Raw genomic sequence first — 26,980 nt, 5'->3', positions numbered from 1 at the left:
CCGAATCATTGATCAAGCCAAGACTTGAAATCCGATACCTTTTCGCGGCTTATTAAAATATCTGCGTCTTCACAATTCACCAATTTGACTTTTAACCGGCTATTAGAATAGGTAAAGACTTCCTCAATGGATGGATGAGAAACCAAATACTTTCGATTGATTCGAAAAAAATGCAGCGGGTCCACTTGAGATTCTGTTTGTTCCAAAGTTTGGTCCAAGACGTACTTTTTCCCTGCCTGAGTTTGTAAAAATGTGACACGCTCCTCACTGAAGAAAAAGGCGACTTCTTCTATTGGAATGCTTTGAATTTTCTCGCCAAAGCGAACCAAAAACCGGGACTTATAAACCTTGGTTTGGGGCTTGAGCAACTTTTCTAATAGCTGAACATCCAATTCCTTTCGAAGCTGATTCTTTTTGAATTTTTCCACTGCCCGGGCTAAATCCTCCGGATCAATGGGCTTTAGCAAATAATCTACGGCATTGACTTGAAAGGCCTTGATAGCATATTGATCAAAGGCTGTAGTAAAAATGATCGGCACTTGGATTGGTCTCTTCTGAAAAATCTCAAAGCTCAATCCATCCGCCAATTGTATATCACAAAAGATCAAATCCGGCTCTGAATTTGTCTCCAGCCAATGAACCGAAGATTTGACTGAATCTATATTCCCCAAAAACTCCGCCTCTGGAAAATGAGGTTTCAAAAGGGTCAATAGTCTTTTTGCTGCCGGATTTTCATCCTCAATCAGTAAAATTCTCATGACTCAATTTGGATTAAGGGTAAAATGACCAAAAACTCATCCACTCCTTGCTTTACCGTAGGAGTTGGTGCTTTCAATAGCTGATACCTTTTTGAAATATTCTTTAACCCAACTCCCGTGGAATAGGTCTCGGATTGATTCTTCAATTGTAGCGTATTGGTAACCCAAAGCTCTCCGTTTTTCTGTTGAATATGGATAAACAAAGGATTTTCTCTTGAAGCCACATTATGCTTGATGGCATTTTCCAAAAGCAATTGAAGGGATAGCGGAGGAAGAAAATATCCTTTCAAATCCTCTACTTGAACCCGAAACTCCAATTTATCTTCAAAGCGTATTTTCTGCAATTCCAGGAAGTTTTTAGCGAATTCCAGTTCCTTCTCCACGGATACCAACTCCTCTTGCTGAACCTCCAAAACATAGCGATAAATCCGCGAGAGCTTTTGAATAAAAGCAGCAGATCGATCTGCATCCTCATACACCAAATTGGTCAAGACATTGAGGGAATTGAAGAGAAAATGGGGATTGAGTTGATCCTTTAAACTTTGGTATTGACTGGCAAATTGCTCGGTTTTTAAGCGCTCAGCCTCCACCGCGGACTTTCTCCATTCTCCCAGCCATGACCAAGTAGTGAAGATGGCCATCACTACCACAGCAACCTGCATAGGCATGATGGTATACTTGGAAATTTCCAACCAGGGAATATTATCCAATGAAAATTGACCCAAAAACCAGGCATGAAAAAAGACCAATATGTAGGATACTAGAAATGAATACCCCAAATAAATACCGATCGTGGCAAGGAGACGAGTCAGGGGTTGATCAATCCAAGAAATTCGGCGGTCAAGCCAATCGGTAATTACACTTCCTCCAAAACTTAAAGAACAGGAAACCAGAAATGAAAAAATAAAATCAGGAATTAGTTTGGTGAATCCATCGAAAGACAAAAAACAGCTGGGACAAATGCTAAAAGAAATAATCAAAGCAATCCCTAAGTTCAACAGAACAAAGGGCCCAATCTTTTTGAATAGGAATTCGTTGGTGCGTGTGTTGTCTATCTCAGATTGCATCGATGGAAATTAAGAATAAAAGCCAAACCAATGAACCTAAAAATCAGATTCATTGGTCTTTGGCTCATTTAAGTTTGCTTATTGACATCTTTTTGCCAATTCTTCGGCAGTCTCTACTCCCCAAGTAGGATGGATGTAGCTTTCATCAATTTTGGCACTTTCACTTTTGTATAAATCCAAGGCAATTCGAGCCATTCCGCAAGCTTTTTGAGGACCGGAACCGAAAAACTCAGCCATTCCTAATTCCATTTGTGCCATGAGAGTCACTGCACGGGGATTTTCCCGATCCTGATTGATGGCCAAACCAAAAAGCTGCATGACTTGGGGACTCATGCTCTGTCCTCTAGAAACCGGATCCAAGGATAATTTGCCCATTAATGCATACCCATGCAAAGCGGTAAGCTCGGAGTTGTTTGGAGAAATCTCAGATGCCTCTTGGATCAACTCAATGGCCGAGTCAAATTCCTGATCCTTGTTGACATCGAATCGGAAAGCTCCCTCAATTTTGGTCAAAGCAGCATAATACAGCGGTAACCATTCATTTGAATTTGCTTCAGCAATGCGCAAAAAAGCATTGGCAACTTCCGCACTTGCTTGTGCATCGGTTATTTCATTCATGGCTTGAATCTGAGACTTCATAGCTGATTCATAAGCCGGATCAGCTTGAGCCACATTTGACAAGTTCACTGCAAGAAAGGCAAGGATAAAAAGATACTTTTTCATGATAAATTGATTTTAGAGGTTATTTAATTGATTTGCGTTTTTGTCTTGAGAAAGGGTCAAAAAGATCCCGAGGAAAAGAAACCTGGGAGCTGCTTGACCGATAGCTCGTGATTCGTAGATTCCTTGAGAATTGGGCTCACCCGCAAAGTCATAGCCGAATACATTTTCCCTGCCCAGCACATTGGTCACTCCTGCATGGATAATCAAATTGGGTTTGGGCAAATAACTCCAGCTTAGGCTTAGATTTTGAAATCCCGGAGTCTTTCTATTCATTTCACCTGGAAAATTCGGATCCGTGTAGGCATAGCCGTCGTTAAATGAGAAGCTCGCTCCTAATTGAGACTTAAGTGGTGCAACAAAATGCTTCACTACCACAGAGAAATTATGGCGAGGGGCGAAGCCTGGCTGAACCCGAGAAGCAAACTGCTCAAAGCTTCGCTTGCTGTCCACAAAGCTGTAGGTAATCCAGTAATCCGTGTTTTTGATGGACTTTTGATCACGAAAGAAGAAATCCAAACCTCGGGCAAAGCCTTCTCCTTCGTTGCGGAGATTTTCAGGGTTTTGTACAGTCCCATCAAATCGTATCAAACCTTGATAGCTTTTGTAGAAAGCTTCTGCACGAAAGGTAATCCCCTCGCTCTGCCAGAGATAGTTCAAGATCAGGTGATTGGATTCAGTATTTTTTAAGTCTTGAGTCAAGACTCGATATGTCTCTACAGGTAGTTGAGAAAATTTCCCAGCTGCTAGGCTTAGCTGACCTTTTGGTGAAAGTTGATAGGCCAAGGAAAAACGTGGATCCAACCATTCCTCTGAATTCAAGCTGCTCTTTCCGGCCCGAAGTCCTCCTCTTAACACCAATTTTCGGCTGAGATACCAATCCCATTCCGTGTATAGAAAGCTTTGATTATCCAGAAAATCGCGCTCTTGATTGATTTGAGGTAATCCTTCTGCATAGCGATGGATAAAATGCTCCACTCCGATTTTCATGGAAATACGATCAGAGAAATCCTTGACAGCTGATGCTTTCAGGTGCGCCAATTTGTTGTCCCGCTCTGTTTGCAAAGTATCGAAATCCACTTCATCCAAATTGGAGGAGATAGCTGCACCAGCAAACCAAGTCCAACCGCTCTTCCCAGCCTTTTTCCAATTAGTTTGGGCATAGCTGTACCGATTAGTTAAATCGATTAAAGTACCTCTATTTTCAGACCCAGGCTGGACATCCCAGAGTTTCATTCCTCCGGATTCGGTTCTTGCAAGGACTTTCCATAGGCCACCATTTTTGAGCTTTTTTTGCGCAGCTACTTCCAAATCCCATCCAAAAGGAGCTCGCTCAAAATCAAAATCCTGAGGAATAATTTGTTGGTATGGCCCTAAATCAAAGTAATTTCCACTCAAAGTCAGACTTTGTTTTTCAGAAGCCCAAGTTTGGGAATAGCCTCCACCAACTGACATCAAACTCAAATCACCTTGTTTTCTTACAGAAAGATCCTTGGTATTCAAAGCCAAGGCAGAAGAAAGAGCCTGACCATATTCGGCAGAATAGCCCCCGGTTGAAAAGAAGGTGCCTTTGAAAAGATTAGGATTAAATCTGGTGCGGGTAGGAACATTTCCGGCAGTAGTGCCATAAGCATTGCCTACACGCATTCCATCTATATATATCCCAACTTCACTCGCATCTCCTCCGCGAACAAAAAGTCTTCCGTCATTTCCAACCGTGCTGGTTCCAGGAAGTGTTTGCAAAGCTCCCACTATATCACCCATAGCACTCGGAGTAGTCACAATATCCAATGGCCGGAGAATCACTGACTTTTTCTCATCAGAAGCCTCCATTGCTCCCGCAGAAATAGTCACTCCATTCATCTCTGTGATCAGCTCTACCAACTTAAAATCCTCAAGCTGGAGTTCTCCTCCATCACAGGTAATATTTTGCTCTTGGCTTTTAAATCCCATCATTCGGATAGCCAAAATTTGAATTCCTTCCTGGGTAGTTTGAAATGAAAAATCGCCTTCGGTTCCTGAAGTAGTACCATCATACGAGCCTTTGATATAAATATTCACTCCGGGAAGTCCTTTCCCTTGCTCATCCAAAACGCGACCTTTGAGAATCGTTTGGCCAAAAGCCAAAAATTGGCTGAGGAAAAAGTAAAAGAATAAGATGACTCGGAGTTTCATTTCGATTCGTATTTGAATCAAAATTGAAGAGCCTTAGCCTTCTAAAAAATTGAACCTGACTGAAGTGTAGAAATCAGTGACTGAACTGTCAAAAAGTGGAACTCAAAAAAAAGAGCAGGCTGCTGACCTACTCTGGAAAAAGGGTTTTATCCATGCCTGGAACGATTCGGAGGGCATTTTTATAGTAAACTTTCTTCAACACCTCATCAGGCAAATCTAGCCCATACATTCTCCAAAAGGCATGGTACTTTTTGTAATAGGGGAAGTATTCATCTGCTGTCTCCAAAACTCGGAAGTAGGTATGAAACTCCTCAGGATTGTAGGCATCTTTTCCAAATAACAATCGATCTTGATACTTGATGAAAAACTCACGAGCTCTTCGAGGCTGTCTTCCAAACTCCGCAATGACTGCCCCGATTCCAAAATTCACATTCGGATAGCGTTCCAAATGCGCTTCAGCCTTATCCAAATCATTGGCCATCCAACCCATGTGCGCATTAATAAAGGTGGTGTTTGGATGCTTTTCAAACACATGATGCTGCTCTGCAATGATTTGCTCAAAAGGCGCTGGATCCGTATCAGAACGTTGTCTATTCGGGTGAGTCTTCAGCTCTAGCCACCGTTCGTTATTAGCATCCATAGGTTGCCAAAATTGTGATGGGTCCGCCGAATGGATAATTACCGGAATTCCCAATTCACCAGCTTTTGCCCAAACCGGATCCAAATCAGGATGATCGACTGGAACTCTATTTCCATTGATATCTTTTACTGAAAGCCCAAGACTTTTGTAGATTTTAAGCCCTACAGCTCCAGCTTGCACGTCTTCCTCCAATTCCTTCACCGCAATCCGGCTCCAATTTTCATCCCCAAAGCCCGCAAAATTCAAATTGGTAAATACCATAAACCTACCCGGAGCATGGGCCTCAAATTCTTTGAGCATTCCTCGGATATATTCTTGTTGACTATTGGAATCACCTCTACCAAAGCCTCTTCCACTCAGATTTACCAAAACGCCCATATTCAACTCCTCCATTTCAGAAAGAAGCTTTTCGATTTTCTCCTGGTTGATTCCTCCTTGATGGCTATGAATATCCACAAAAGGATATTTGGCTCGGGTAACTGGGTTTTCTGGGACTTTAAGAGTCGAAGGAGGATTGTATTCCTCGAAACTCATTTCCTGAGCAGTAGCCGACAATTGATATCCGAAGAATATGCAGGCAGCAGAAGCAATAGTTAGAAGGTTTTTCATGAATTTGGAAAAAGGGTTGAAACAAAAATCCCAGTTCTTTTCACGAACTGGGATTTGAAAATGTTATCGGCTTGTCCCGCCGTTAATTACTTGTCCGAAGAAAATCGCATTCAAGAACAGCTTATTCGTACCAAACCAGAAGGCTCGGAAATTCATGTTGTCAGCAAACGCCACTACTCGGCCTCTTCCAACACCACGAACCTGAATCACAGATCCATTTTGAATACCCGGTAAATTGCTTGGATGCAAATAACCAGAAGCAAGTGGATTTTCAGTATAAACCAACGGATTGGCGTAAGGGTTTTCAGCTGGCTCTAAGAAGAAATTGTCATTTCGGAAAGTATGGACATCTGCCTCTGTATATCCGTACCCGATCGGATGGGTCAAGTCCAATTTGGCATTGAAAATAGCACCGCCTGTTACCTTGGCTCCGCTTGCATTCTGATAATCCCCATAAGCTAGCTGTAACCCTTTATCGGAAGTGTCTAGGTTTCTGAATTTGATATCCGCTACTTCATTTTGGGCTAGCCAACGCAAGGCTCTACCCTTTGCTAGTAGAGTATTTCCTCGGGAAACCCAGCCTCGCAAAGCATTCGCGCCAGAAGATCCAAGGCTACCATACGAACCATCAGGCATGATAATCACATTGTATCGATCTATCACAGAACTGCTTACCCGATCTACTGGCAATAAGGTAATTGGCATTTCAATCCTTTGATCCATCAAATGCCAGATCTCGCCTGCCTCATAGCTATCCACTCCTCCATCGACCAAAAGGGCAACTTTTGGAATTTCCAATGGAGTGATAAAGGTAGAACCCATATTGATTCCTGAAGTATATCCTGTACTGATCGCATGAATATCTATTGTGGATGAAGCGGCGATCTCCTGAAGTTTTTGGAAGAAAGCCTGATCCGATTGACCTGATTCTCCTTTATCCACTAGGATAGTTCCCCGACCAAAACTCTTTCCTTCCGGCGTGCTAAATTCTGCATTGGCAACACGAACTCGGTAACCTTCCTTCATCAGCTTATAAGCTGCTTTTGGCGCATAGTAATCCGTCCATTCCAGAGCATATTGATACGCACCAGCGCCACCGACTACCTGTCCCGACTTCAAGCTGAAGTCATTTTTATTGATTTCTTGAACATTGGCCAAGTTGAGGATACGGCTATTCAAAGCCATATAATCCAAACCAAAGGCCATAGGATAAGTCCAAGCAGAGATGTCGTAGAACAGGGAATCCTGGAAAGTAGTCCTAGTCTCAAACATGGCCTTGATCAAACGATATTGAGGCTGATCTGCTGGAACGATATAGGAATTTTCACTTTTAAATTCCTTGCCATTCACTGTGATATCTTCCTGAAGACTAAAGACTTTGATATCATGCTGCAAAATCAAATCGGCCAAATGATAGCTCCTCGCATCATCCTCTGCACTTCCGAAAATATAAGCCTTGTTTACATCAGCAGCTGTTTCTTCAGCAATTCCTTGATAGAAATCCCGCATCCACTGATTCAATTCTACCCGCATTTCTTTTGCTGCTTGAAAAGATGAAAGGTTGGCAGTGAATTGATTTCGAATAGTAAAAGGGAAACTCAACATTCCATTCGCAGACTCTTGAAGATGTCCTCGAGAACTTGCCTGTTCGAAAAGAATTCCAATGGAACCCTGTACGTCCGGATAGGTTGACCCTTTTCCATAATAGAAGTCATCGTAATTTTCCTGATTGTAATACAAGGACCCAATTTTATCCAAAGCTTTGGCGTGATAAGTTCCAATCTTCGCCGTCAATTCAAAATTCTTTGTTGGAGTAAGTGGGTGGGTTCGGGAAGGAACACCTGGCTGGAAGAAGAAGGTGCTATTGGTTCCCATTTCATGGAAATCCAGATGAATATTCGGTAACCAACTTTGAAAAACCCGAACGCGATTTCTGCTTTCCGGATGCTGTACAGGCAACCAGTCCCGATTCAAGTCAAACCAATAATGATTAGTACGTCCTCTTGGCCAAGCTTCATTATACTCCCGACCATTCGGATCTCCATTTAGGTTATAAGCCTTGTGTGAATTAACCCAAGATGCAAACCGGTTAAGCCCATCAGGGTTGATCGCAGGATCGAGTAAAAGAACAATGTTTTCAAGATCTGCTTCGATCTCATTGGCAGCAGCAAAGTGATAAGCGGCCAAAAGGGAAGCATTCGCTCCACTAGGCTCGTTTCCATGAACAGAATAGCCCATAAACATTACCACAGGCATAGACTCAATGGAAACGCTGGCATTCGGGTCTCTCAACTTTTTCCGATCTGCTTTGATTTGATCCAATCGGGCCAAATTAGCCGGTGAACTAATGGTTAATAAAGTCTGAGGGCGTTTTTCGTAGCTACGGCCAGTTTCCTCAAAAATCACCCTATCGGATGCCTCGGCTACGGCTTTCATATACATGACCAACTGATCATGAGTCACGTGCCATTCACCTACTTCATATCCCAAAACCTCCTTAGGCGTAGGAATAGCAGGATTATAGGTATATCCTTCAGGCAAATAATAGGACAAATCTACTTGAGCACTTGCCCAAGTACTTAGAAAGCAAAGAGAAAGAAGAAATACAATTCGTTTCATTGGATAACGGTTAAACTTCCGACTAAATTCTTACTTATTTTTCGCAAAAAAAGCTATTTTGGAACAATGGTAAAAATAACTGAAGAAACGCAATGGATTTAGTCACACCTGGAAATGGACTTTTGATTTGGCAGGTATCGGGATTTATTATCGCATTTGGGTATCTGTTTTTTTGGGTCTATGCTTTGATTGATTTGGTAAAAAGTGATTTCAGAAGCCCGCATGACAAGTTAATCTGGTTACTCATCATTTTATTCGCTCAACCTTTTGGTGTCTTCATCTACCTATCCTTGGCAAGAGCAACCAAAGAGAAGCGGAAATTTCAACCTAATTTTTCAAATCGAACCTTAAACTAAAATTCAAATATGGTTTTTATTCAAAATATCGGAGGTGGATTTTTAATCCTATTTCTTATCAGCATTTTCTACTTCATTTTCTGGGTGTATTGCCTGGTGGATGTGCTACGCTCTGAGTTTAAAGACCCAAACATGAAACTGATTTGGGTATTGATTTTGATTTTTGCTCAAGGTATAGGACCTATCATTTACATCTTGATAGGAAGCAACGGTAAAAAATACTCCTTCTGATGTTTGGACTAGGATTCATCGGACTTGCTATCTACGCCTACACCATTTATGATGTGGTTGTAAGCAAATTTGCCAATGAAACAGATAAGCTAATTTGGCTTTTGATCGTAGTTCTCGTTCCCTTTTTAGGAACAGTACTTTGGTTTGTTATTGGTAGAGGAAAACGGCTATAAAAAACCGTGGATAGGCCAATCATTCAACTGGAAAAAGGTATTCTAGATTGGATACTAGATGGGATAAATGTCCTCTTATTAGTGGCATTAATCACACTCCCAATAATCAAATTATCAGAGCTTCCCGATCAGATTCCTGTTCATTTTTCTGCCGATGGTCTTCCAGACGGGTATGGATCAAAATATGGACTTTGGAGATTACCAGTTTTGGGAATTGGGATTTTCATTGCCTTATTTTTCCTCAAAAAATCCCCACATATTTTTAACTATGCAGTGGAAATAACTACAAAAAATGCCCAAAAACAATATTTATTGGCTGTCCGAATGTTAGGCCTTTTGTCGGTAATTATTTTGGGTAGTTTCCTTTATATAGTTCACCAGAAAATTCAAGCGGCGCTTTCAGGAAGCATCGATTTAGGTTTAAGCTTTGCCCTTTGGCTAGGTGGAACAATACTCTTTGTTTTAGGGGTCTATATTTTCCTTTCTCTCAAAAGAAAATCTGATTAACCCCCCATTTCTTTTTCCGCTATCTGGAAAACAAATCTTTTAAAGCCTCTCTCAAATCTTCAAACTCAAAATCAAATCCAGCTTTTTGGATTTTTTGGCTAGAAACCCGGTTTCCTCCCAAAACCATAGCGGCCATTTCCCCCAAAACTAGCTTGAGCAAAAATCCAGGAACTCCAATTCCTAGGTAAGGTTTCCCCTTGGCTCGAGCTGCTTCCAGAGTGAGCAATTGATTAGTTGCTGGATGTGGCCCAACGGCATTATAGACACCCTGTAGGGTAGTCTTTTCCAAGGCAAATACAAACATCCGAGCCAAATCCTCGATATGAATCCAGCTCATCCACTGATCGCCATTTCCCAAAGGTGCGGCAACCGGTGGCTTAAGCATTTCACCCAAAGCTCCTCCTTCTGCATCTAGGACGATGCCGATTCGAAGTAAAACCGTACGAAGATTTAGATTTTCGATTTTTTTCACCTCTTGCTCCCAAGCAACAACAACCTCAGCTAAGAAATCATGGCCTGCTGGGGAATTTTCATCTACCAAAGCAGCTCCAGTATTGAAACCATAATATCCTACAGCAGAGGCAGAAATAAAGGTAGTTGGTTTATTTTCGGCCCTCTCGATAGCACTATACAGCAATTGGGTGCTTTTGACTCGGGAATCTAAAATCTCCCTTTTGCGCTCAGGAGTCCATCGTTTTTCTGCAACCCCAGCCCCCGCCAAATGGATGACAGCATCAGCCCATTCCATAGCTTCCGGGTCTAGTTCTTGTTTAGAAATATCCCACTGGAAGGATTTCCGACCCTGAGAAGAGCGACTGAGCCAAGCCACTTCCATCCCTTTTTTTTCGAGTAATTGGGTGATTCTACGACCAATCAGCCCTGAGCCTCCGGTGATGAGAATATTTTTCATTTCTATGATTTGTGTTGATAACCAATTTGGTCAAGCTTTGGTTGAAACCGACCATTTGATTTCTAAAAATTCAATTTCTATTCCTAATTTGTCTGCTGCAAGAAAGAAAACCTGCTTTGGCTATCAAATCATTTGCTCTTTACTTTTTTCAATGGCTCATAGGAGGGCTGGTAATTGGGCTTCTGGCTGGCAGTGCATCAGCCTTTTTTCTTATCGCTTTGGATTGGGCAACCAACTATCGCGAAAGCCATATCTGGATCATTGCCTTCTTACCAATTGCTGGATTTCTGATTGGTTGGTCCTACTATAAAATCGGTCAAAACTCAATCAAAGGGAATAACCTGCTGCTGGACGAACTTTACGAGCATAAAAGCCCGATTCCGCTCCGAATGACCCCATTAGTGCTTTTTGGGACGATTTTGACACATTTATTTGGTGGTTCTGCCGGAAGGGAAGGTACAGCCGTCCAAATGGGCGGCTCTCTAGCTGATCAGCTTACTCGAGTCATAGGTTTTGAACCAGAAAATCGCCGTTTAATCCTCATTGGAGGTGTTGCAGGAGGTTTTGCTTCTGTATTTGGAACCCCTCTAGCCGGAGCAATTTTCGCTCTGGAATGGATGCATTCAAGACAACTTCGCTGGAAGTCCATCTATCCGGCATTTTGGGCAGGCTGGGTGGCCCATTGGGTCTGCGAATCGATGTGGGGAGTAGGCCATACGGCTTATCATATTTCGGAAGTTCCGAGTCACACCCTTTCCAACTTATTTTGGATAATTCCCGCAGGAGTTGCCTTTGGTTTGTCCGGTAGACTCTTTGGAGAGACCTCTCATTTTTTTTCAAAAGTTTTTTCCAAGACCATTTCTTACCCACCTCTTCGTCCGGTCGTAGGCGGACTGCTGATCGCTTTATTTGTATGGATTTCGGACAGTACGACTTATTTGGGGCTAGGTATTCCGAGGATTGTAGAAGCCTTTGAAAATCCTCTACCATGGTATGACTGGCTGGCAAAAACAGGTTTGACAGGATTTACCCTTGGAGCAGGCTTCAAAGGAGGGGAAGTCACTCCCTTATTCTTCACCGGGGCCACTTTGGGTAATGCCTTGCACGGATTGATTCCTCTACCATTAGCTCTATTAGCTGGATGTGGATTTGTGGGAGTTTTTTCTGGGGCTACCAATACTCCCATGGCTTGCACCGTAATGGGGATGGAATTATTTGGGGTAGAGGCTGGTGTATTTTTAGCCTTATCCTGTGGAATTGCCTATGTCTTCAGCGGAAAGGGGAGCATTTATTCCTCCCAGGATTTAGGGTGGAAAAAGAGTTGGTTTTATTGAAAATTCCAGCTCGATTTAGAGTTTCTTTGCCTCATTCCAAAACACATCCATTTCAGCCAAAGTCATATCACTGAGATTTTTCCCGGCATCCTTAGCAGCTTTTTCCAAATACTGGAATCGCTTGATGAATTTCAAATTCGTTCGCTCTAGAGCCTCCTCGGGATTGATATCAATGAAGCGCGCGTAATTAATTAGAGAAAAAAGCAAGTCTCCAAATTCGGCTGTGGCTTTCTCTTTGTCAATTTCTTCATTGGAGGCTGCATTAAATTCATTTTTGAATTCTTGCATTTCCTCCTCGACTTTTTCCCAAACTTGATGTTTTTCTTCCCAATCAAATCCAACACCTCTAGCCTTCTCCTGAATTCGCATGGCTTTGATCAATGCAGGCAGAGATTTGGGCACTCCTCCCAAGACAGACTGATTTCCCTTTTCTTTAAGTTTGATTTTCTCCCAATTCTGACTGACTGTATCTGCGTCATTGGCTTGGGTATCTCCATAAATATGTGGATGCCGGCGAATCAGTTTTTCACAAAGAGAATGGGTCAGGGATGCAATGTCAAAATTACCTTCCTCCGAACCGATCTTCGCATAAAAAACTATATGCAAGAGCAAATCTCCCAGTTCCTTTTTGATTTCCTCTGGATTTCCCTCCAAAATCGCATCCGACAACTCGAATGTTTCCTCAATGGTAAGATGGCGAAGGCTTTCCGTAGTCTGCTTTCTATCCCAAGGGCATTGGGCTCGAAGCTCATCCATAATGGTCAATAGTCGGTCAAATGCAGCCAATTGCTCGGCCCGGTTACTGAAATTTGACATGATTCGGGAAACTAAGTTGATTTGGTAGTCGTTTTCGAAGTAAAGCTTTAAATTTGTGCAAATTTATCGGTTATGGCAACTGTATTAATCACGCTGGGCTTTGTGGCATTGTTCTTTATATTGATGTCAGTAAGGCTCTTATTCTTGAAAAACGGAGAATTTAAAGGCACTTGTGCCTCTCAAAATCCTTACCTTAATAAAGATGGGGGAACTTGTAGCTACTGCGGAAAAACCGTGGATGCAAATAGCTCCTGCGGTAATCCCGACAACGAAGTAGATAAGGTTCTCGCAAAATTCAAATAAAAACACACTCCTGCCTCTGGCAGGATTTTTTACGATTTTTCACTTAAAAACATTTACTGTACGTGTCACTGATCAAATCAATTTCCGGAATCCGGGGGACAATAGGAGGGAAAGCCGGAGAAGGTCTGACTCCTATTGATGTCGTGAAATTTACATCGGCTTATGGCGCTTGGGTATTGGAAAAAACTGGAAACCCGAAGGTCGTCATCGGACGAGATGCGCGAATCTCCGGTGATATGGTTTCCCGATTAGTTTCGGCTACTCTTCAAGGCTTAGGAATCCATGTAATCGACTTGGGTCTTAGCACTACGCCTACTGTCGAATTGGCTGTCCCTATGGAAAAGGCAGGCGGAGGAATCATCCTTACAGCTAGCCACAATCCTATTCAATGGAATGCCTTGAAGCTTTTGAATGCCAAGGGTGAATTCATCTCTGACGCAGAAGGAAAAGATGTCTTGGATAAAGCGGAGAATGAGGATTTTTCTTTTGCTGAGGTGAAAAAACTAGGGGGCTATACTCAGATTGACGATTATTTGGATCGTCATATTCAGCATGTTTTGGACTTGGAATTGGTGGATGTGGAAGCAATCCATGCCAGAGGCTTCAAAATCGTGGTGGATGCTGTGAATTCTACTGGAGGCATTGTTGTCCCCAAACTTTTGAAAGCCCTAGGAGTGGAAGTAGTAGAAGAAATGTACTGCACACCAGATGGACATTTCCCTCATAATCCTGAGCCTCTTCCTGAAAACCTACGAGACATTTCTCATAAACTTGAAAAGGGAAATTTCGACTTGGGAATCGTTGTTGATCCGGATGTAGACCGCTTGGCCTTGATCAATGAAGATGGTTCTCCTTTTGGGGAGGAATATACCTTAGTAGCTGTGGCGGATTATGTGCTTTCCAAGACGCCCGGAAATACCGTTTCCAACCTTTCTTCCACTCGAGCACTTCGAGATGTGACTGAAAAACGAGGAGGAAATTATACGGCTGCTGCTGTGGGAGAAGTGAACGTAGTCAATCAAATGAAAGCAGTTGATGCTGTAATTGGTGGTGAAGGAAATGGTGGAATCATCTATCCTGCCTCCCATTATGGTCGGGATGCCTTGGTTGGTATCGGCTTGTTTTTGACTCATTTAGCAAAATTCGGAAAATCCATTTCCCGTCTTCGGGCGACCTATCCGAACTACTACATTTCGAAAAATAAAATTGAACTGACTCCTGAAATCAATGTGGATAAAATCCTCGATGAAATCAGAGAGAAGTATAAAAAACAGCCTATCAACGATATTGATGGGGTAAAAATCGAATTTGACAAAGAGTGGGTTCACCTTCGGAAATCCAATACGGAACCGATCATTCGGATCTATGCCGAATCCGATTCTGAAGCCAAAGCCGAGCACTTAGCCAAAAAAATCATATTAGATATCAAAGAGGTAATCAGCGCCTCCCTGATTTAATTTAAACCCAATTAACGAAGAAAAGATGAAGGTCTATTTTGACAATGCCGCCACTACGGCCATGGATGATCGAGTAATCGAAGCCATGCTGCCTTTTATGAAAAATCATTACGGAAATCCATCTTCAGTTCACAGTCATGGCCGAGAAGTGCGTACTGCAATTGAAAGAGCTCGTAAAAAAGTGGCAGAATTACTCAATGCAACACCTTCTGAAATCTTCTTTACCTCCGGGGGAACAGAAGCTGATAATACAGCTTTGGTTTGCGGAATTGAAACACATGGTATAAAGCATGCGATCACTTCGCCTCTTGAACACCATGCGGTATTGCATACCTTAGAAGTATGTGAGCAAAAAGGAAACATCCAACTTCACACTTTGGATGTCAATGCGAAAGGTGAAATTGATCTGAACCAATTAGAGGAGCTTTTGAAAAAGTATCCGAATGCTTTGGTTTCTTTAATGCATGCAAACAATGAGATCGGCAACCTCAATGATTTGCAGAAAATCGGATCTTTGGCTCAGGAATATGGAGCATTTTTCCATTCGGATACTGTGCAGACTATGGGCCATTATGCACATGATCTGAAAAATCTTCCTGTGGATGCGATTGTAGCAGGAGGACATAAATTCCATGGCCCGAAAGGTTCAGGCTTTTTATATGTACGCAAGGACAAAAAAATCCATCCATTCATTCATGGGGGTGCTCAGGAACGAAACATGCGGGGTGGAACTGAAAATGTGATTGGAATTATCGGAATCGCGAAGGCTTTGGAACTTGCCTATGAGGACATGACAGGTCATGAAGCCCATATCAAAGCACTTAAGAAGCACTTTATCGAAAAGTTGAAAGCTGAAATCCCTGGAGTAGAATTCAATGGGCTTTCCGGGCAAACGGATAAATCACTGTATACCGTATTGAATGTCAGCATGCCTCCGTCGGAAGCAAATGCCGGAATGCTGCTATTCAACTTGGACTTGGCGGGAATCTCTGCCTCTGGAGGATCTGCATGTAGTTCTGGTGCTACTGTGGGATCTCATGTTTTGCGGGCATTAAACCACAATCCTGAAAGAGACTCTGTTCGTTTCTCTTTCAGCCGATTCAATACAATAGAAGAGGTTGACTACACCATAGAGAAACTAAAAGAACTCTACGCAGTAGAAGCATAAAAAAAGAGCCTTGAAGGCTCTTTTTTATTTTCATATTCTCCCACAGATATCCACGGAAAAAATCACAGATTAACACGGATATGTGATGGGAATGCTTAATCTTTTTTGCTCATAAAATCTGAGCTTATCTGTGCTCCAAATCTGTGAAAATCTGTGGGGAATTAATAAAGACTAAAGGTAACCATTAATCTTCCGATGGATCTCCTTATCAATTTGTGTAGTGTTAAAATTGACGAGCAACCCAACTTTTATCCCTGAAAGTCTCAAATAGGTTAGTAATTGCTTGTGATGAACTTCATGGAGATTTTCAAGAGATTTGATCTCCACAATTACTTTTTTCTCTACTAATAAATCAATACGATACCCCACATTCAGTTTTAACTCTTCATAAATCAAAGGAAGACCAACTTGATGCTCCACCAATAGCCCCTCTTGGACTAATTCATATCCTAAAGCCGCCTCATAACTTGATTCCAAAAGTCCGGGCCCCAATGAATTATAAACTTTAAAAATCGCTCCCCGGATCAAAAATGTTAATTCATTTTCATGCATAAATAAATTTAAAAAATAGTTGGATTAAGTTTAGTTCTTAACCCAATTTTTACACTAAATATTGTCTCCCACAGATATCCACTGAAAAGGTCACAGATTAACACAGAAATTTGATCAGGATTTATAAACCTTTGAGTTCAAAAATCTGGGAATATCCGTGTAACAAATCTGCGAAAATCTGCGGGAGAAAACCCTAGATTTTTTACTTCTTCGCCCCTGGATATCCGATTGCATACGGAGTCCAAATCTCATAGATCGGATTTCCGGTTGAGCTTAATCCGCTATGATGCCACTCTCCATCGATCACCTCATAATTGAAGCTCAAACTAGCTCCTACTCGGGAATCATCTCGGGAGAAGAAAGTAATATTCTCTGTGTACTTTCCATCAACAGCTGTATAGGTTCCTCCACCCGAGCCACTAAACTCTTTAGTTTCGGAATTAAAAGCCACCCATTGAAATCTTCCTCCTGATAGGATTTTGATCGTTCTTCTAGCGCCAGGAGTTGATCGACGGATTTCATCATCCCGCTTTCTTCCTGTGATCACCCAATTTCCGGTCAAATCATCCTTCTCATCAGAAACCCTTTCCCAGATTTCAACCAGCATTTTACCATTGATCTCGCTGGATATTACCATCTTTCCATCTACCCAATCCAAGGTATATTTATTGACAGTTCCTACCTGAAATGGATCCAAGGTGAAAAAATCCAAAGTTTCAGTGTAATCATTCCCATTTAATTCAAAAGGCCCTCCTCCGGCACCTACGAAATGATTGTCGGCCACCTGCTTAGCTCCAAAAGCGAAATATCCGTCCTGATAAATTTTGATGTATTCCACATCTTCCACAGGCTGACCATCTTGATGGGTCATTTTCCAAGATCCCTCTATGGACTGAGCATTTGCCCAGCCAAAGAGCATTGTCAAAGCGATTAAAAGGTATTTTCTCATGATTTTTATCTCTGTTTGTAGAAAATTACCAAAACAAACACTGGAATTCCAACCTTTTCTTTTCAGCGGTTGGAATTCTTTCAATTTTGTATAAACTCAAGTATGAAAAACTATCAACTCGGTTCTTCTCGTGATTCAGCTCTTTCACTCTTCCCAAATCTGACTATCAAACGCGTTCGCTTAGGGGAAAAGGAAATAGGAGTAATCCGAATTGAGGAGGAATTTTTTGCTTTTGATCCTTCCTGTCCCCATCGAGGTGCTTCCCTCCTTCAAGGTCGAATCAATGGAAGCGGAGAAATCATCTGTCCTTTACATGAATATCGCTTTGAGCTGAAGACAGGACAGGTGAAAGCAGGGCTTTGCCCAGATTTACCCATCTACCCTGCTCAATTAACAGAAGAAGGATTATTGATCTCTATTTAATATCGGAAGTTGACTTTGGCACCAAAATAAAAATTCCGCTCAGGGGCAGGCTGATAGTAACGCCCTCCAAATGGATTCAGATCATTCCCCAAGGAGTAAAGTTCATCCAACAAATTTTCCACCCCGAAATAGATTTCCAAATCAACCTTTTTGGAAATCGGCTCGATGAATCCCATGCGCAAATTCATCAGGTGAAAGGCATCCTGATAAACCGTGTTCGCATCATTCAGAGGAATCTCATCGGTAAATTGATGGGTTAAATTCAGGTAAACATTTCCTGAAAAGCGAAAATCCAAAGTACTGACCAAGGTATTCGGAGCAACTCCAGTCAATTGGTTACCAGAGTAATCAGTTTCCCTTTTTTGATAATCCTTGAATTTGAAATAGTGCCCTGTAAACGCTGATCCCCATTTGATTCCCCGAACGAAGCTAGCATTTCTTTGCTGCAAAATTTGATAATCAATAGCTGCTTCGATTCCTTTCTGGTCAGTGGATCCAGCATTTCGGAAAAGCACCACCCCTTGTTCATTCGTATAGGTGGTGATAGTTTCATTTAATCTAAAATAAAAAGCCGTCCAGTCCAGATTCAAGCGATCTTTCCCCAATCGGTATCCGACTTCGAAATTAGTGCCTTTTTCAGCTTCCAAATCCAAGTTCAAACTTCCCTCATTGGTCCGAACTTCATCAATCGTAGGCGGAGAGAAGCCGCTGCTGATGGAAGCTCTCAGAGCAGAAAACTCATTCAAACTGTAGCTCATCGCTAATCGGGGAACCAAAATAGGATCAAAAGTCCGCTTCTGTAATCCAGTAGCTCCTCCACTGGCATCAATCTGCCTGTCAATTTCAAAGGAAGAGAAGTTTTGACTGAGTCCTAGTGTCAACAGGAATTTTTCAGTCAATTCCCATTCAGCTTGCTGAAATAAAAATCCCTGCGTTGCTTTCAACTTATCCGCAAATCGAATGGTATCCGCCACTCCATCCCGATTACCAAAATTCTGTGCATCAGTCAAGCTTTGCTGATACTCAGCTCCCGCAATTAGCCGAAAAGGCTTCCCTGCCAAATCCCAATCGAAGATAAAACGAGTTCTTCCTCCATAGCCAAAACCCAATTCCTTTTTGTAATCCAAAATGAAAGGATTCTCAAAATCATTGGTATTCAAATAGAGGGTGGTGTTGTTTTCAGCCTTTTCAGAGAAATGGTAACTATGACCAAAGGTGGCTAAAACGGACTGTTGAGAAATGGAGCTGTTTTGGGCTACCGAACCGGGACGAGCTTGCTTTGGATTTTCTGCCAGTTGATCGGCATTAAGGGCCCCTGGAATCTGGTAATCCAAATCCGAAATTAGCAGCTGAGTTCGAATTTCTTGTTTTTCATTGATCGGGAAAAATCCCCCTGCTTGAAAGACTGTCCGATCCACTGCCGAATGCTCCCGATAGCCTTCGCTTTCCTGGTTCACTATAGAAACTTCCAGGCCACCATTACCGATCGGTTGGGCTATAGCAAATCGGCCTTTATTTAGTCCAAATGAACCGGAAAGCCATTCTGAAGTGATTAATCCTGTTTGAGGGTTTGCTGGACTTTGCAGATTGATCACCCCTCCATTTCCAGCTCCATAGATGCTACCCGAAGGACCTTTAATCACTTCGGCTGTCCGAATATTACTTAAGTCCAAGAGATTCAAAGCTGTCGTTCCATCGGGTGCAGTGATTGGCACTTCAGTCCAATAGACTTTCACATTCCGAACCCCAAAAGGAGCTCGAAGCGAACTTCCCCGAATAGATACTCGGTAGCTGGCCGGGGCTCTTTCTTCTATCCGTACTCCAGGCTTGGTATTGAAGGCGTTGACAATTGAGGTTTCATTGAATCGAAAGAAATCCGACTCCCCGACCAGACTTATCGAGGCTGATTGCTCCAAAAGTGGACGCTCGGTTTCGAAAGCACTTACAGTGACCCCCGAAAGTGAAATGCTAAGGGGAAATAGGAAAATATTTTTTTCATTTACTGTGATGCTTCCCGAAAATGATTCATAGCCTTCCTTAAAAAGTGTGACCTCTAGTGGAGTCGATTGATCCAAAGTAACCTGGCCCAGTCGATCCGTTCGAAATTCATCGCCGGACTCCAAACGAACCAAAACCTCCGAAAGCGGACTAAATGTCAATCCATCCCGGACGGTAAGCGTAACTTGAGCCCAGGCTGACCATGAAACAAAAACCAACAGAAGAGGTAGCAATTTTTTCATACCCTGAAAATACAAGGAATGAATAGCATTAGTTTCATGAATTTGCCAAATGGCAGAAAAGCCCGTTTGAATTCTGCTTTTCCTTTCCAAATCCTTCGAAATTTCTTAGAATGCTTCCTTAAATCCAGACCATGAAAAAACAACTGCTTCCTCTTGTCCTTCTCCTATTTACTTTTTGCCAAGAAAAAGCTGCACCACCAAACCCTGTCTCTCCAATTCCGGATGAGCGACAGATCGCCTGGCAGGAATTGGAATTTTATGGATTCATCCATTTCAATATGAATACCTTTTCCGATCGGGAATGGGGATTTGGAGATGAAAAACCGGAGCAATTTAATCCCACTGCTCTTGATGCTCGGCAGTGGGCTAGAATCGCCTCCGAAGCTGGAATGAAAGGGCTAATCATTACCGCCAAGCATCACGATGGATTTTGCCTTTGGCCATCGGCCTACACCGAGCACTCCGTGAAAAATAGCCCTTGGCGAGATGGAAAAGGAGATTTGATCCGGGAGTTTGCGGATGCCTGTCGAGAATACGGATTAAAAGTTGGCATCTATTATTCTCCTTGGGATCGAAATCACCCCGATTACGGCAAGCCCGAATACATTACCTACATGCGGAATCAGCTGACCGAATTACTGACGAATTACGGGGATATTTTCGAGGTCTGGTTTGATGGAGCCAATGGGGGTACAGGCTGGTACGGCGGCGCGAATGAGGAGCGTAAAGTTGATAAACTTACCTACTATGACTGGCCTACTACCCATCAATTGGTTCGCGACCTGCAGCCAGGAGCCATGCTCTTTAGTGACGCTGGACCAGATGTGCGTTGGGTGGGTAATGAACATGGATTCGCTTACGAAAGCACCTGGTCCAACCTGATGCGAGACTCCGTCTATGCAGGAATGCCCGAGTATTCTGATAAATGGGCCACGGGTCAGGAAAATGGAACGCATTGGGTTCCTGCCGAGTCCGATGTCAGTATTCGGCCGGGTTGGTATTATCATGCCTATGAAGATCATAAAGTGAAGACCCTACCCCAATTGATGGAGATTTTCTACAAAAGCATAGGTAGGAACTCTTCCCTATTGATCAACTTTCCGGTAGATACTCGAGGGCTGATCCATGAAAATGATGAAAAAGCCATCCTTCAATTCGCTGCTAAAGTCCGGGAAGATTTTGAAACAAATCTTGCTCAAGATGCTGAAATTTCAGCAAGCTTGGAACGTGGAAAAGGCTATGAGGCAGAATTAGCCATCGATGGGGATTACAATACCTATTGGACCGTCCCAGATGGACAAATCGAGTCGCTACTGGATTTAGACTTTGGTAAAGAAATCAGCTTTAATCGACTGCTCTTGCAGGAATTTACTCCGCTAGGTCAGCGAGTAAAAAGCTTCTCTTTGGAAGTTGAAAAGGATGGATCCTGGGAAAAAATCGCCTCGGGAACAACCATCGGTTACAAGCGGATTTTGCGATTTCCCGATGTAAACGCTCAAAAAATCCGAATTCGTTTCGAGGATGGGAAAGACATTCCCATAATCTCAGAGCTGGGTGTCTATTCTGCTCCCAAATTACTATTGGCACCAGAAATCAAGCGGGAAAAATCCGGTTTGGTGACTTTGGTGTCACCGGACGAAGGCTTGGAAATTCGGTATTCATTGGATGGTTCTGAACCTAGCCAAACCTATCAGGAGCCCTTCCCCGTGGAAAAGGCCGCTACCCTTCAAGTCCTTTCTGCTGATCCTAATTCCGGACAAAAAAGTGAGATTTCACGGAAGGATTTGGAAGTAGCCAAAGCCAAATGGGAAAGTTCCGGAGAGCGAGCCATTGATGAAAACCAAGCCACTTATTTTACAAGTTCTGACAATGAGCTAATCGTCAATTTAGGAGAAAAATTAACGATTGAAGGGTTCACCTATCTACCCATGCAAGCCCGCTACCCAAGTGGTCATATCACCGAATATGCCTTTTGGGTAAGTTTGGATGGAAAAAATTGGAAGAAAATCAGCAGCGGTGAATTTTCAAATGTAGTCAATAGCCCTATCGAACAGTTTATCCGATTTGATCCAACAGAAGCCAAGTTTATCAAACTCCAGGCTTTGAAGACAGCCGATGGCAACTCGGCTACGGTTGGGGAGTTAGGTGTTTTGACCCGATAAAAAATGAATTCTGCCAGTAATGGTGATGATCTGGGATTTTGCTTGAAAAATCCCTACTTTTTAAAACGATTGCTTTAAACCCAATACCTAATGAACAGAAGACATGCTTTGCGGCATATTGCTCTGATTTCCGGAGGACTTGCCCTGATTCCTTCCTGTGATTTCAGCCAAGAAGATATTCTAGCCGCCTACGACAATCTAAAAATCACCTCTTCCCAAAAAGCACTTTTGGGAGCTATTTCAGACACCATAATTCCTGCCGGAGAAATAAAAGGAGCCTTAGACCTAGAGGTTCATGATTTCATCTTGGTGATGGTGAATGACTGCTTTACCTCCGAAAATCAGGAAAAATTCTCCGCAGGGCTAAATGCTTTTCCGGATTTTGTACAGGAGCAAAGCGGTAAAAAATTCGATGCCCTAAGCACCAAAGAGCGGGAACAACTTATTTTGAATGCTGCCAAATTGGAAGGAGATGAAACAGAAGCTGGTAAAAGAAATGGCAACATCTCCTATTTTGTGAATTCCGCCAAGCGCTTCACCATACAAGGCTACATGGCCTCTGAGTACATCCAAACCGAAGTGGTGCCTTATTCCCTTATCCCAGGAGAATACAATGGTGCTGTATTGATTTCTGACCTTCAAAAACCTCGTGTCAATGGCTAATCTCAATATTCGAAGCAAACAAGAGCGAACTTATCAGGCCATCGTGATCGGTTCTGGAATCAGCGGTGGCTGGGCTGCCAAAGAACTCTGTGACTTGGGTGTCAAAACCCTCATGCTGGAGCGTGGCCGTAATGTGGAGCATATTAAAGATTATCCTACGACAAACATGCTTCCTTATGAATTTCCACATCGGGGGCAGATTCCGGAGAGAATCAAACAGGAAAATCCAGTAGTGAGCCGTTGCTATGCTTTTCGGGAAGATGCCATGCATTTTTTCGTAAAAGACACGGAGCATCCCTATGTGCAGGAAAAGCCTTTTGACTGGATTCGGGGCTATCAGGTCGGGGGAAAATCCCTGCTTTGGGCAAGACAGGTACAGCGCTGGTCTGATTTTGACTTCGAGGGTCCTGCTAGAGATGGATTCGCAGTCGATTGGCCGATTCGCTACAAGGATATTGCACCTTGGTACAGCCATGTGGAAAAATTCGCAGGGGTATCCGGAAATAAGGATGGAATACCACACCTGCCAGATGGGGAGTTTTTACCAGGCTATGAGCTGAATGTCGTGGAAAAGTACTTCGCAGAGCAGTTGAAAAAGCATTATGGCAATGATAGGCATATGATTTCTGCCCGATGTGCACATATTCATGGCAATGCGGAATTCTATGCTCAGCAAGGAAGAGCGCTTTGTCAAAACCGAAATCTATGTCAGCGTGGATGTCCATTTGGTGGATATTTCAGTTCCAATTCCTCCACCATTCCATGGGCACTTAAAACTGGCAACTTGACACTTAGGCCGGATTCCATCGTTCATTCGATTATTTATGATGAAGAAAAAGGAAAGGCCACCGGCGTTCGAATCATTGACCGCCTAACCAAAGAAATGGAGGAGTTTTATGCGGATGTGATTTTCCTTAATGCCGCTGCCTTAAACTCCAACCTAATCTTATTGAATTCTACCTCAAGCCGATTCCCGAATGGTCTCGGCAATGACAATGGTTTGCTTGGAAAATATGTGGCTTTCCACAACTACAGAGCCCGAGTTTCAGCAGAATACGAGGGTCATTCAGAATATACTACTTCAGGAGGAAGACCAACGAGCGGCTATTTCCCTAGATTCCGAAATGTGTACAAACAGGAGACCGATTTTCTCCGAGGATATGCAGCTGGATTCTCTGCTAGTCGATGGACAGGTACGGATACAAGCGGAATCGGTATGGATTTGAAAAATAGCATTCTCAATCCAAATCAATATGGCCCTTGGCGGGTAGGTTCGCATATGATGGGCGAAACCATCCCAAAGGAAAGCAACTATGTAGCGCTCGATCCGAACTTGAAAGATGAGTGGGGCATGCCTCAACTTAAAATCAATGTGGATTACGATGACAATGATGAAAAAATGGTCAAGGACTACATTGAGCAGATGACGGAGATGTTTACCAAAGCAGGCTTCACCAATATCCGGTCAAATGACAGTAAGCAGGCTCCTGGTTTGGATATTCACGAAATGGGTGGCGTTCGAATGGGTAAGGATCCAAAGACTTCCCTTCTCAATGCAAATCATCAGCTGCATGCCGTGCCGAATGTCTATGTGACAGATGGAGCCTCTATGACTTCCACGTCTACACAGAATCCATCCCTAACCTACATGGCCTTTGCCGCGAGAGCAGCACACCATGCGGTAGCAGAAAGTAAGAAATGATAAATTAAAAATGTAGAATTAAAAATGGCCCAAGTCGAGAGATTTGGGCTTTTTTGGATAAAAAAAATTTGACAATTATAGATTAAGTTTTAGATTGACTTATCTTTTAATCAACCAACTAATCTAAAATTTTATGAACAACACTTTTGCCCCCTCTGGGCGTAGAATCTCTTCAACAGGCTATGAAATTCCAGTTGAGGCTGGGTGGAATTTGCAATTCCACCCTCTTATCCTAACCAATTTTTAATTGGTATCCAGCCGTAAAACCTATCCGCTTAGACCATGTCCAATTACAAATTTGTATTGATAGAGAGGTGTAGTTACAAACTACACCTAGTCAACGTCTTTTTATAAATCCATCCTTTTCTAATCCCAGTGGGGCTGGGCAGCTTGGATATCTTTCCAGGAATGCTGGATCTCTTTGAACAAAGTGGACAATTTGACTATCGGATTCGAAATGGAAATACAGGTTCAGAGGCTGGAGGATCTACTTCTCCTATTGTAAATGGTATCATCACTATAACTTTGAGTGATGATTATCTACGAAACGCGACATCTTTAAGTATTGCTAGAACAATTATTCATGAAACGATCCATGCCTACCTGAGAAAACAAACATTATATCATTCTGCCACAGACATGAACACTCATCAATTACTTGTTGAATATGGTAGAAAATATCCAGGGATCATAAATGATGCCCATCATTCTCTAATGAGTCAATATATCTTAGGCATGGCAGTATCACTTTACAATTGGGATAAAAAATATGGACCAACAGGAGGAAGTTTAGGGTTCGATTATTACTATAAAATGGCATTTGGAGGATTAGTCAAAAAAGGTACTAGTGAATTGATAATGGAAGCGAAACCCTATCTTCCTGATGGAGTCACCTGGGCCGATATTGAGAAAATTTTACTTAACGAAGCAAATGGAACTAATCAAGCAAATGGTGAGAAGTGTAATTAAAACTTATTTAAAACTTGGAGTAATTCTTTTCCTATCCTTAGGTTTCCAAAATGGGTATTCTCAAAAAGTCACATCACTTGATAAGGAGCAGCATCTAGTAATAAATAGTGTTTTTAAATACTCTCCTGAAAAACAGATTAGGTTGAACAAGAAAACTCTTGAATACGAATCGTGGATGGACTTTATTAGGACTAGTGATTTTGAGGATTTAGAGATTATTGGCTATTGTTCAATCAATGATCCTGAATTTGAGCAAGAGTTTAAAGATTTCAAAAATGAAATGTTAAACCTAGAAACAAAAAAGATAAATTCGAAAGAGCTTGATTCTAAACTCAAGGTCAAAAAAACTTCTGGCAAAAATGTTTCTGCTATTTCCGAACCCATGATTATAAATGAATACTCTTTTCAATTTATAAAATCATTTTATGGGAAGGCGCTGAATGTTCAAAAGAAAAACGACCAAGGTAACTGGGATTATGCCTGTGGAATATATTTCCCTACAGATTTGCAGTAAATATCTAATCTTGAGAAAGGCTGATACTTAAGAAGTATCAGCCTTTCTTAGTTTACATGGCTAATTTTTTCATAATTGGGATAAAAAATATGGACCAACGGCTGGAAGTTTGCCATTTGATTACTACTACAAAATGGCTTTTGGAGGATTAGTCAATCCTTCTGATAAAACGCAACTAATCGATGAAGCAAAACCATTCATCCCATCAGGAAGTAGCTGGGCTGAAATCGATCAAATTCTAAAAAATGAAGCATCTGGAAGCAATCAAGCAAATGGTACGAAATGTAATTAATAGATTTGTATTCCTTGTTCTACTCGGATCTTCTTTCGTTTGCGAAGCTCAACAAAAAGATAGGCTGACAAAAGAACAATATGAGGTGATCGAAGGAGCATTCAGAAATTCCGGAAAAGATCAAACGCGGATTTTCTTTCAGACAATCGATTACAAATCCTGGGTCCACCTATTGTATGGGGACTACTACAGGGAGGATTGGGGCATTGCACTTTGCTCATTTGAGGATTCCAAACTAGAACAATCCATCGATCAAGTAATCGATCATGTACGGAATATTCAGGTCAAAGAGTTTAATCCTAGGAAGCTGGGAAAAAGATTTGTTTTGGTCAAAGATTTGACAGAGGAACCCTATTTGTCCCTTACAGAGCCGATCATTATAGGAGACTACTCTTTTGTATTGTTTAAATATCCCAATTCAGAAAGTTTAGAAGTTCAAAAAAAGAATGAAAAAGGAGAATGGGTCTATGAATGCTCTATCCCGTTGTATGTAGTTATCACTGATTAATTTGATTAGAAAGCCATCCAGAATTAGGGATGGCTTTTTACTAAAATGTTTGAAACGCGCCTAATTGAAGATGTTCAGGAATCAGCTTGGCTGAAATCGTTACAATTAGGATAAAAAATATGGACCAACAGGAGGAAGTTTAGGGTTTGACTACCCCCATCTG

The 26,980-nt window shown here is 42.2% G+C and carries 26 protein-coding genes; 15 read left to right on the top strand and 11 right to left on the bottom strand.

Translation table 11 applies throughout. The features are described 5' to 3' along the window. Positions 1-5: 5 nt before the first annotated feature. The 6 genes from E4S40_RS06930 to E4S40_RS06905 form a co-directional block, all read right to left on the bottom strand. Positions 6-758, bottom strand: a complete 753-nt coding sequence (locus E4S40_RS06930) for a LytR/AlgR family response regulator transcription factor (protein ID WP_135072563.1) — start codon at positions 756-758, stop codon at positions 6-8. Then, on the bottom strand, positions 755-1,825 hold the full coding sequence (locus tag E4S40_RS06925; protein WP_135072560.1) for a sensor histidine kinase: 1,071 nt from the start codon (positions 1,823-1,825) through the stop codon (positions 755-757). Before E4S40_RS06925 ends, E4S40_RS06930 begins: the two co-directional genes overlap by 4 nt. Before the next feature lie 78 nt (positions 1,826-1,903). Continuing rightward, entirely contained in the window at positions 1,904-2,548 is a 645-nt protein-coding gene (locus tag E4S40_RS06920; RefSeq protein WP_135072558.1) for a hypothetical protein, read from the bottom strand. Positions 2,549-2,560: 12 nt separating this feature from the next. Beyond that, positions 2,561-4,720: a TonB-dependent receptor gene (locus tag E4S40_RS06915; protein ID WP_135072556.1), complete on the bottom strand. Its 2,160-nt coding sequence runs from the start codon at positions 4,718-4,720 to the stop codon at positions 2,561-2,563. Between the two features lie 127 nt (positions 4,721-4,847). Next, the gene (locus E4S40_RS06910) at positions 4,848-5,969 is read right to left on the bottom strand and encodes an amidohydrolase family protein (protein ID WP_135072554.1); all 1,122 of its coding nucleotides are present in this window, start codon (positions 5,967-5,969) and stop codon (positions 4,848-4,850) included. Positions 5,970-6,032: 63 nt separating this feature from the next. Continuing rightward, positions 6,033-8,588: a M14 family metallopeptidase gene (locus E4S40_RS06905; protein WP_135072551.1), complete on the bottom strand. Its 2,556-nt coding sequence runs from the start codon at positions 8,586-8,588 to the stop codon at positions 6,033-6,035. 92 nt (positions 8,589-8,680) lie between these two features. Between E4S40_RS06905 and E4S40_RS06900 the strand changes: the two genes are divergently transcribed. Genes E4S40_RS06900 through E4S40_RS06885 form a run of 4 tightly spaced genes read left to right on the top strand, consistent with a single transcriptional unit; the run spans position 8,681 to position 9,855 of the window. Continuing rightward, on the top strand, positions 8,681-8,944 hold the full coding sequence (locus E4S40_RS06900; RefSeq protein WP_135072549.1) for a PLD nuclease N-terminal domain-containing protein: 264 nt from the start codon (positions 8,681-8,683) through the stop codon (positions 8,942-8,944). A gap of 9 nt (positions 8,945-8,953) precedes the next feature. After that, positions 8,954-9,175, top strand: a complete 222-nt coding sequence (locus E4S40_RS06895) for a PLDc N-terminal domain-containing protein (RefSeq protein WP_135072547.1) — start codon at positions 8,954-8,956, stop codon at positions 9,173-9,175. Next, on the top strand, positions 9,175-9,348 hold the full coding sequence (locus E4S40_RS06890; protein ID WP_135072545.1) for a PLDc N-terminal domain-containing protein: 174 nt from the start codon (positions 9,175-9,177) through the stop codon (positions 9,346-9,348). Before E4S40_RS06895 ends, E4S40_RS06890 begins: the two co-directional genes overlap by 1 nt. Before the next feature lie 6 nt (positions 9,349-9,354). Further along, positions 9,355-9,855, top strand: a complete 501-nt coding sequence (locus tag E4S40_RS06885; RefSeq protein ID WP_135072543.1) for a DUF1648 domain-containing protein — start codon at positions 9,355-9,357, stop codon at positions 9,853-9,855. Between the two features lie 19 nt (positions 9,856-9,874). Here the strand turns inward: E4S40_RS06885 and E4S40_RS06880 are convergent, their stop codons facing one another. After that, complete coding sequence (locus E4S40_RS06880; protein ID WP_135072541.1) at positions 9,875-10,765, bottom strand: TIGR01777 family oxidoreductase; 891 nt, start codon at positions 10,763-10,765, stop codon at positions 9,875-9,877. Between the two features lie 116 nt (positions 10,766-10,881). Here E4S40_RS06880 and E4S40_RS06875 point away from each other — a divergent pair, with 116 nt between their 5' ends. Further along, entirely contained in the window at positions 10,882-12,099 is a 1,218-nt protein-coding gene (locus E4S40_RS06875; RefSeq protein WP_237563142.1) for a voltage-gated chloride channel family protein, read from the top strand. Between the two features lie 15 nt (positions 12,100-12,114). Here the strand turns inward: E4S40_RS06875 and mazG are convergent, their stop codons facing one another. Further along, entirely contained in the window at positions 12,115-12,915 is an 801-nt protein-coding gene (gene mazG, locus E4S40_RS06870; RefSeq protein ID WP_135072537.1) for a nucleoside triphosphate pyrophosphohydrolase, read from the bottom strand. 72 nt (positions 12,916-12,987) lie between these two features. Here mazG and E4S40_RS06865 point away from each other — a divergent pair, with 72 nt between their 5' ends. The 3 genes from E4S40_RS06865 (at position 12,988) to E4S40_RS06855 (ending at position 15,843) form a co-directional block, all read left to right on the top strand. Further along, positions 12,988-13,218, top strand: a complete 231-nt coding sequence (locus E4S40_RS06865) for a hypothetical protein (protein WP_135072535.1) — start codon at positions 12,988-12,990, stop codon at positions 13,216-13,218. Positions 13,219-13,280: 62 nt separating this feature from the next. Further along, a complete protein-coding gene (gene glmM / locus E4S40_RS06860) occupies positions 13,281-14,675 on the top strand; it encodes a phosphoglucosamine mutase (protein ID WP_135072533.1) in 1,395 nt (464 codons plus the stop codon). Positions 14,676-14,700: 25 nt separating this feature from the next. Then, positions 14,701-15,843: a cysteine desulfurase family protein gene (locus E4S40_RS06855; protein ID WP_135072531.1), complete on the top strand. Its 1,143-nt coding sequence runs from the start codon at positions 14,701-14,703 to the stop codon at positions 15,841-15,843. 171 nt (positions 15,844-16,014) lie between these two features. Here E4S40_RS06855 and E4S40_RS06850 read toward each other — a convergent pair whose 3' ends face one another. Continuing rightward, positions 16,015-16,395 carry a GxxExxY protein gene (locus E4S40_RS06850; RefSeq protein ID WP_135072529.1) on the bottom strand — a complete coding sequence of 127 codons (381 nt, stop codon included), beginning with the start codon at positions 16,393-16,395 and terminating at the stop codon, positions 16,015-16,017. A 202-nt stretch (positions 16,396-16,597) separates the two neighbouring features. Then, positions 16,598-17,344 (bottom strand): hypothetical protein, encoded by a 747-nt coding sequence (locus E4S40_RS06845; RefSeq protein ID WP_135072527.1) that lies wholly within the window; start codon positions 17,342-17,344, stop codon positions 16,598-16,600. Positions 17,345-17,446: 102 nt separating this feature from the next. Here E4S40_RS06845 and E4S40_RS06840 point away from each other — a divergent pair, with 102 nt between their 5' ends. After that, the gene (locus tag E4S40_RS06840; RefSeq protein WP_135072525.1) at positions 17,447-17,767 is read left to right on the top strand and encodes a Rieske (2Fe-2S) protein; all 321 of its coding nucleotides are present in this window, start codon (positions 17,447-17,449) and stop codon (positions 17,765-17,767) included. Here E4S40_RS06840 and E4S40_RS06835 read toward each other — a convergent pair. Beyond that, entirely contained in the window at positions 17,764-20,007 is a 2,244-nt protein-coding gene (locus E4S40_RS06835) for a TonB-dependent receptor family protein (RefSeq protein ID WP_135072523.1), read from the bottom strand. The two genes, E4S40_RS06840 and E4S40_RS06835, sit on opposite strands and share 4 nt — an antisense overlap. Before the next feature lie 131 nt (positions 20,008-20,138). On the opposite strand from E4S40_RS06835, the gene E4S40_RS06830 reads away from it, so the two are divergent. From E4S40_RS06830 to E4S40_RS06805, 6 genes are all read left to right on the top strand, one after another. Beyond that, on the top strand, positions 20,139-22,169 hold the full coding sequence (locus E4S40_RS06830) for an alpha-L-fucosidase (RefSeq protein ID WP_135072521.1): 2,031 nt from the start codon (positions 20,139-20,141) through the stop codon (positions 22,167-22,169). 90 nt (positions 22,170-22,259) lie between these two features. Continuing rightward, on the top strand, positions 22,260-22,832 hold the full coding sequence (locus tag E4S40_RS06825; protein WP_135072519.1) for a gluconate 2-dehydrogenase subunit 3 family protein: 573 nt from the start codon (positions 22,260-22,262) through the stop codon (positions 22,830-22,832). Beyond that, the gene (locus E4S40_RS06820) at positions 22,825-24,534 is read left to right on the top strand and encodes a GMC oxidoreductase (RefSeq protein WP_135072516.1); all 1,710 of its coding nucleotides are present in this window, start codon (positions 22,825-22,827) and stop codon (positions 24,532-24,534) included. Before E4S40_RS06825 ends, E4S40_RS06820 begins: the two co-directional genes overlap by 8 nt. Before the next feature lie 375 nt (positions 24,535-24,909). Continuing rightward, a complete protein-coding gene (locus tag E4S40_RS06815; protein WP_135072514.1) occupies positions 24,910-25,503 on the top strand; it encodes a hypothetical protein in 594 nt (197 codons plus the stop codon). Further along, positions 25,484-26,017, top strand: a complete 534-nt coding sequence (locus tag E4S40_RS06810) for a hypothetical protein (RefSeq protein ID WP_161971781.1) — start codon at positions 25,484-25,486, stop codon at positions 26,015-26,017. The genes E4S40_RS06815 and E4S40_RS06810 overlap by 20 nt, the downstream gene beginning before the upstream one ends. A 245-nt stretch (positions 26,018-26,262) precedes the next feature. Beyond that, positions 26,263-26,817: a hypothetical protein gene (locus E4S40_RS06805; protein WP_135072509.1), complete on the top strand. Its 555-nt coding sequence runs from the start codon at positions 26,263-26,265 to the stop codon at positions 26,815-26,817. Positions 26,818-26,980: the final 163 nt, after the last annotated feature.

The sequence above is a fragment of the Algoriphagus kandeliae genome (assembly GCF_004571135.1).
In the GTDB taxonomy this organism is placed as follows: Bacteria; Bacteroidota; Bacteroidia; order Cytophagales; family Cyclobacteriaceae; genus Algoriphagus; species Algoriphagus kandeliae.
The sequence above is the reverse complement of the archived record's forward strand: the minus strand, read 5'-3'. Positions and strand labels throughout refer to the sequence as shown.

Coding starts and splice junctions, on each gene's coding strand:
- E4S40_RS06930 (WP_135072563.1), bottom strand. CDS start 758: ATGAGAATTTTACTGATTGAGGATGAAAATCCGGCAGCAAAAAGACTA.
- E4S40_RS06925 (WP_135072560.1), bottom strand. CDS start 1,825: ATGCAATCTGAGATAGACAACACACGCACCAACGAATTCCTATTCAAA.
- E4S40_RS06920 (WP_135072558.1), bottom strand. CDS start 2,548: ATGAAAAAGTATCTTTTTATCCTTGCCTTTCTTGCAGTGAACTTGTCA.
- E4S40_RS06915 (WP_135072556.1), bottom strand. CDS start 4,720: ATGAAACTCCGAGTCATCTTATTCTTTTACTTTTTCCTCAGCCAATTT.
- E4S40_RS06910 (WP_135072554.1), bottom strand. CDS start 5,969: ATGAAAAACCTTCTAACTATTGCTTCTGCTGCCTGCATATTCTTCGGA.
- E4S40_RS06905 (WP_135072551.1), bottom strand. CDS start 8,588: ATGAAACGAATTGTATTTCTTCTTTCTCTTTGCTTTCTAAGTACTTGG.
- E4S40_RS06900 (WP_135072549.1), top strand. CDS start 8,681: ATGGATTTAGTCACACCTGGAAATGGACTTTTGATTTGGCAGGTATCG.
- E4S40_RS06895 (WP_135072547.1), top strand. CDS start 8,954: ATGGTTTTTATTCAAAATATCGGAGGTGGATTTTTAATCCTATTTCTT.
- E4S40_RS06890 (WP_135072545.1), top strand. CDS start 9,175: ATGTTTGGACTAGGATTCATCGGACTTGCTATCTACGCCTACACCATT.
- E4S40_RS06880 (WP_135072541.1), bottom strand. CDS start 10,765: ATGAAAAATATTCTCATCACCGGAGGCTCAGGGCTGATTGGTCGTAGA.
- mazG (WP_135072537.1), bottom strand. CDS start 12,915: ATGTCAAATTTCAGTAACCGGGCCGAGCAATTGGCTGCATTTGACCGA.
- E4S40_RS06865 (WP_135072535.1), top strand. CDS start 12,988: ATGGCAACTGTATTAATCACGCTGGGCTTTGTGGCATTGTTCTTTATA.
- E4S40_RS06855 (WP_135072531.1), top strand. CDS start 14,701: ATGAAGGTCTATTTTGACAATGCCGCCACTACGGCCATGGATGATCGA.
- E4S40_RS06850 (WP_135072529.1), bottom strand. CDS start 16,395: ATGCATGAAAATGAATTAACATTTTTGATCCGGGGAGCGATTTTTAAA.
- E4S40_RS06845 (WP_135072527.1), bottom strand. CDS start 17,344: ATGAGAAAATACCTTTTAATCGCTTTGACAATGCTCTTTGGCTGGGCA.
- E4S40_RS06840 (WP_135072525.1), top strand. CDS start 17,447: ATGAAAAACTATCAACTCGGTTCTTCTCGTGATTCAGCTCTTTCACTC.
- E4S40_RS06835 (WP_135072523.1), bottom strand. CDS start 20,007: ATGAAAAAATTGCTACCTCTTCTGTTGGTTTTTGTTTCATGGTCAGCC.
- E4S40_RS06830 (WP_135072521.1), top strand. CDS start 20,139: ATGAAAAAACAACTGCTTCCTCTTGTCCTTCTCCTATTTACTTTTTGC.
- E4S40_RS06825 (WP_135072519.1), top strand. CDS start 22,260: ATGAACAGAAGACATGCTTTGCGGCATATTGCTCTGATTTCCGGAGGA.
- E4S40_RS06820 (WP_135072516.1), top strand. CDS start 22,825: ATGGCTAATCTCAATATTCGAAGCAAACAAGAGCGAACTTATCAGGCC.
- E4S40_RS06810 (WP_161971781.1), top strand. CDS start 25,484: ATGGTGAGAAGTGTAATTAAAACTTATTTAAAACTTGGAGTAATTCTT.
- E4S40_RS06805 (WP_135072509.1), top strand. CDS start 26,263: ATGAAGCATCTGGAAGCAATCAAGCAAATGGTACGAAATGTAATTAAT.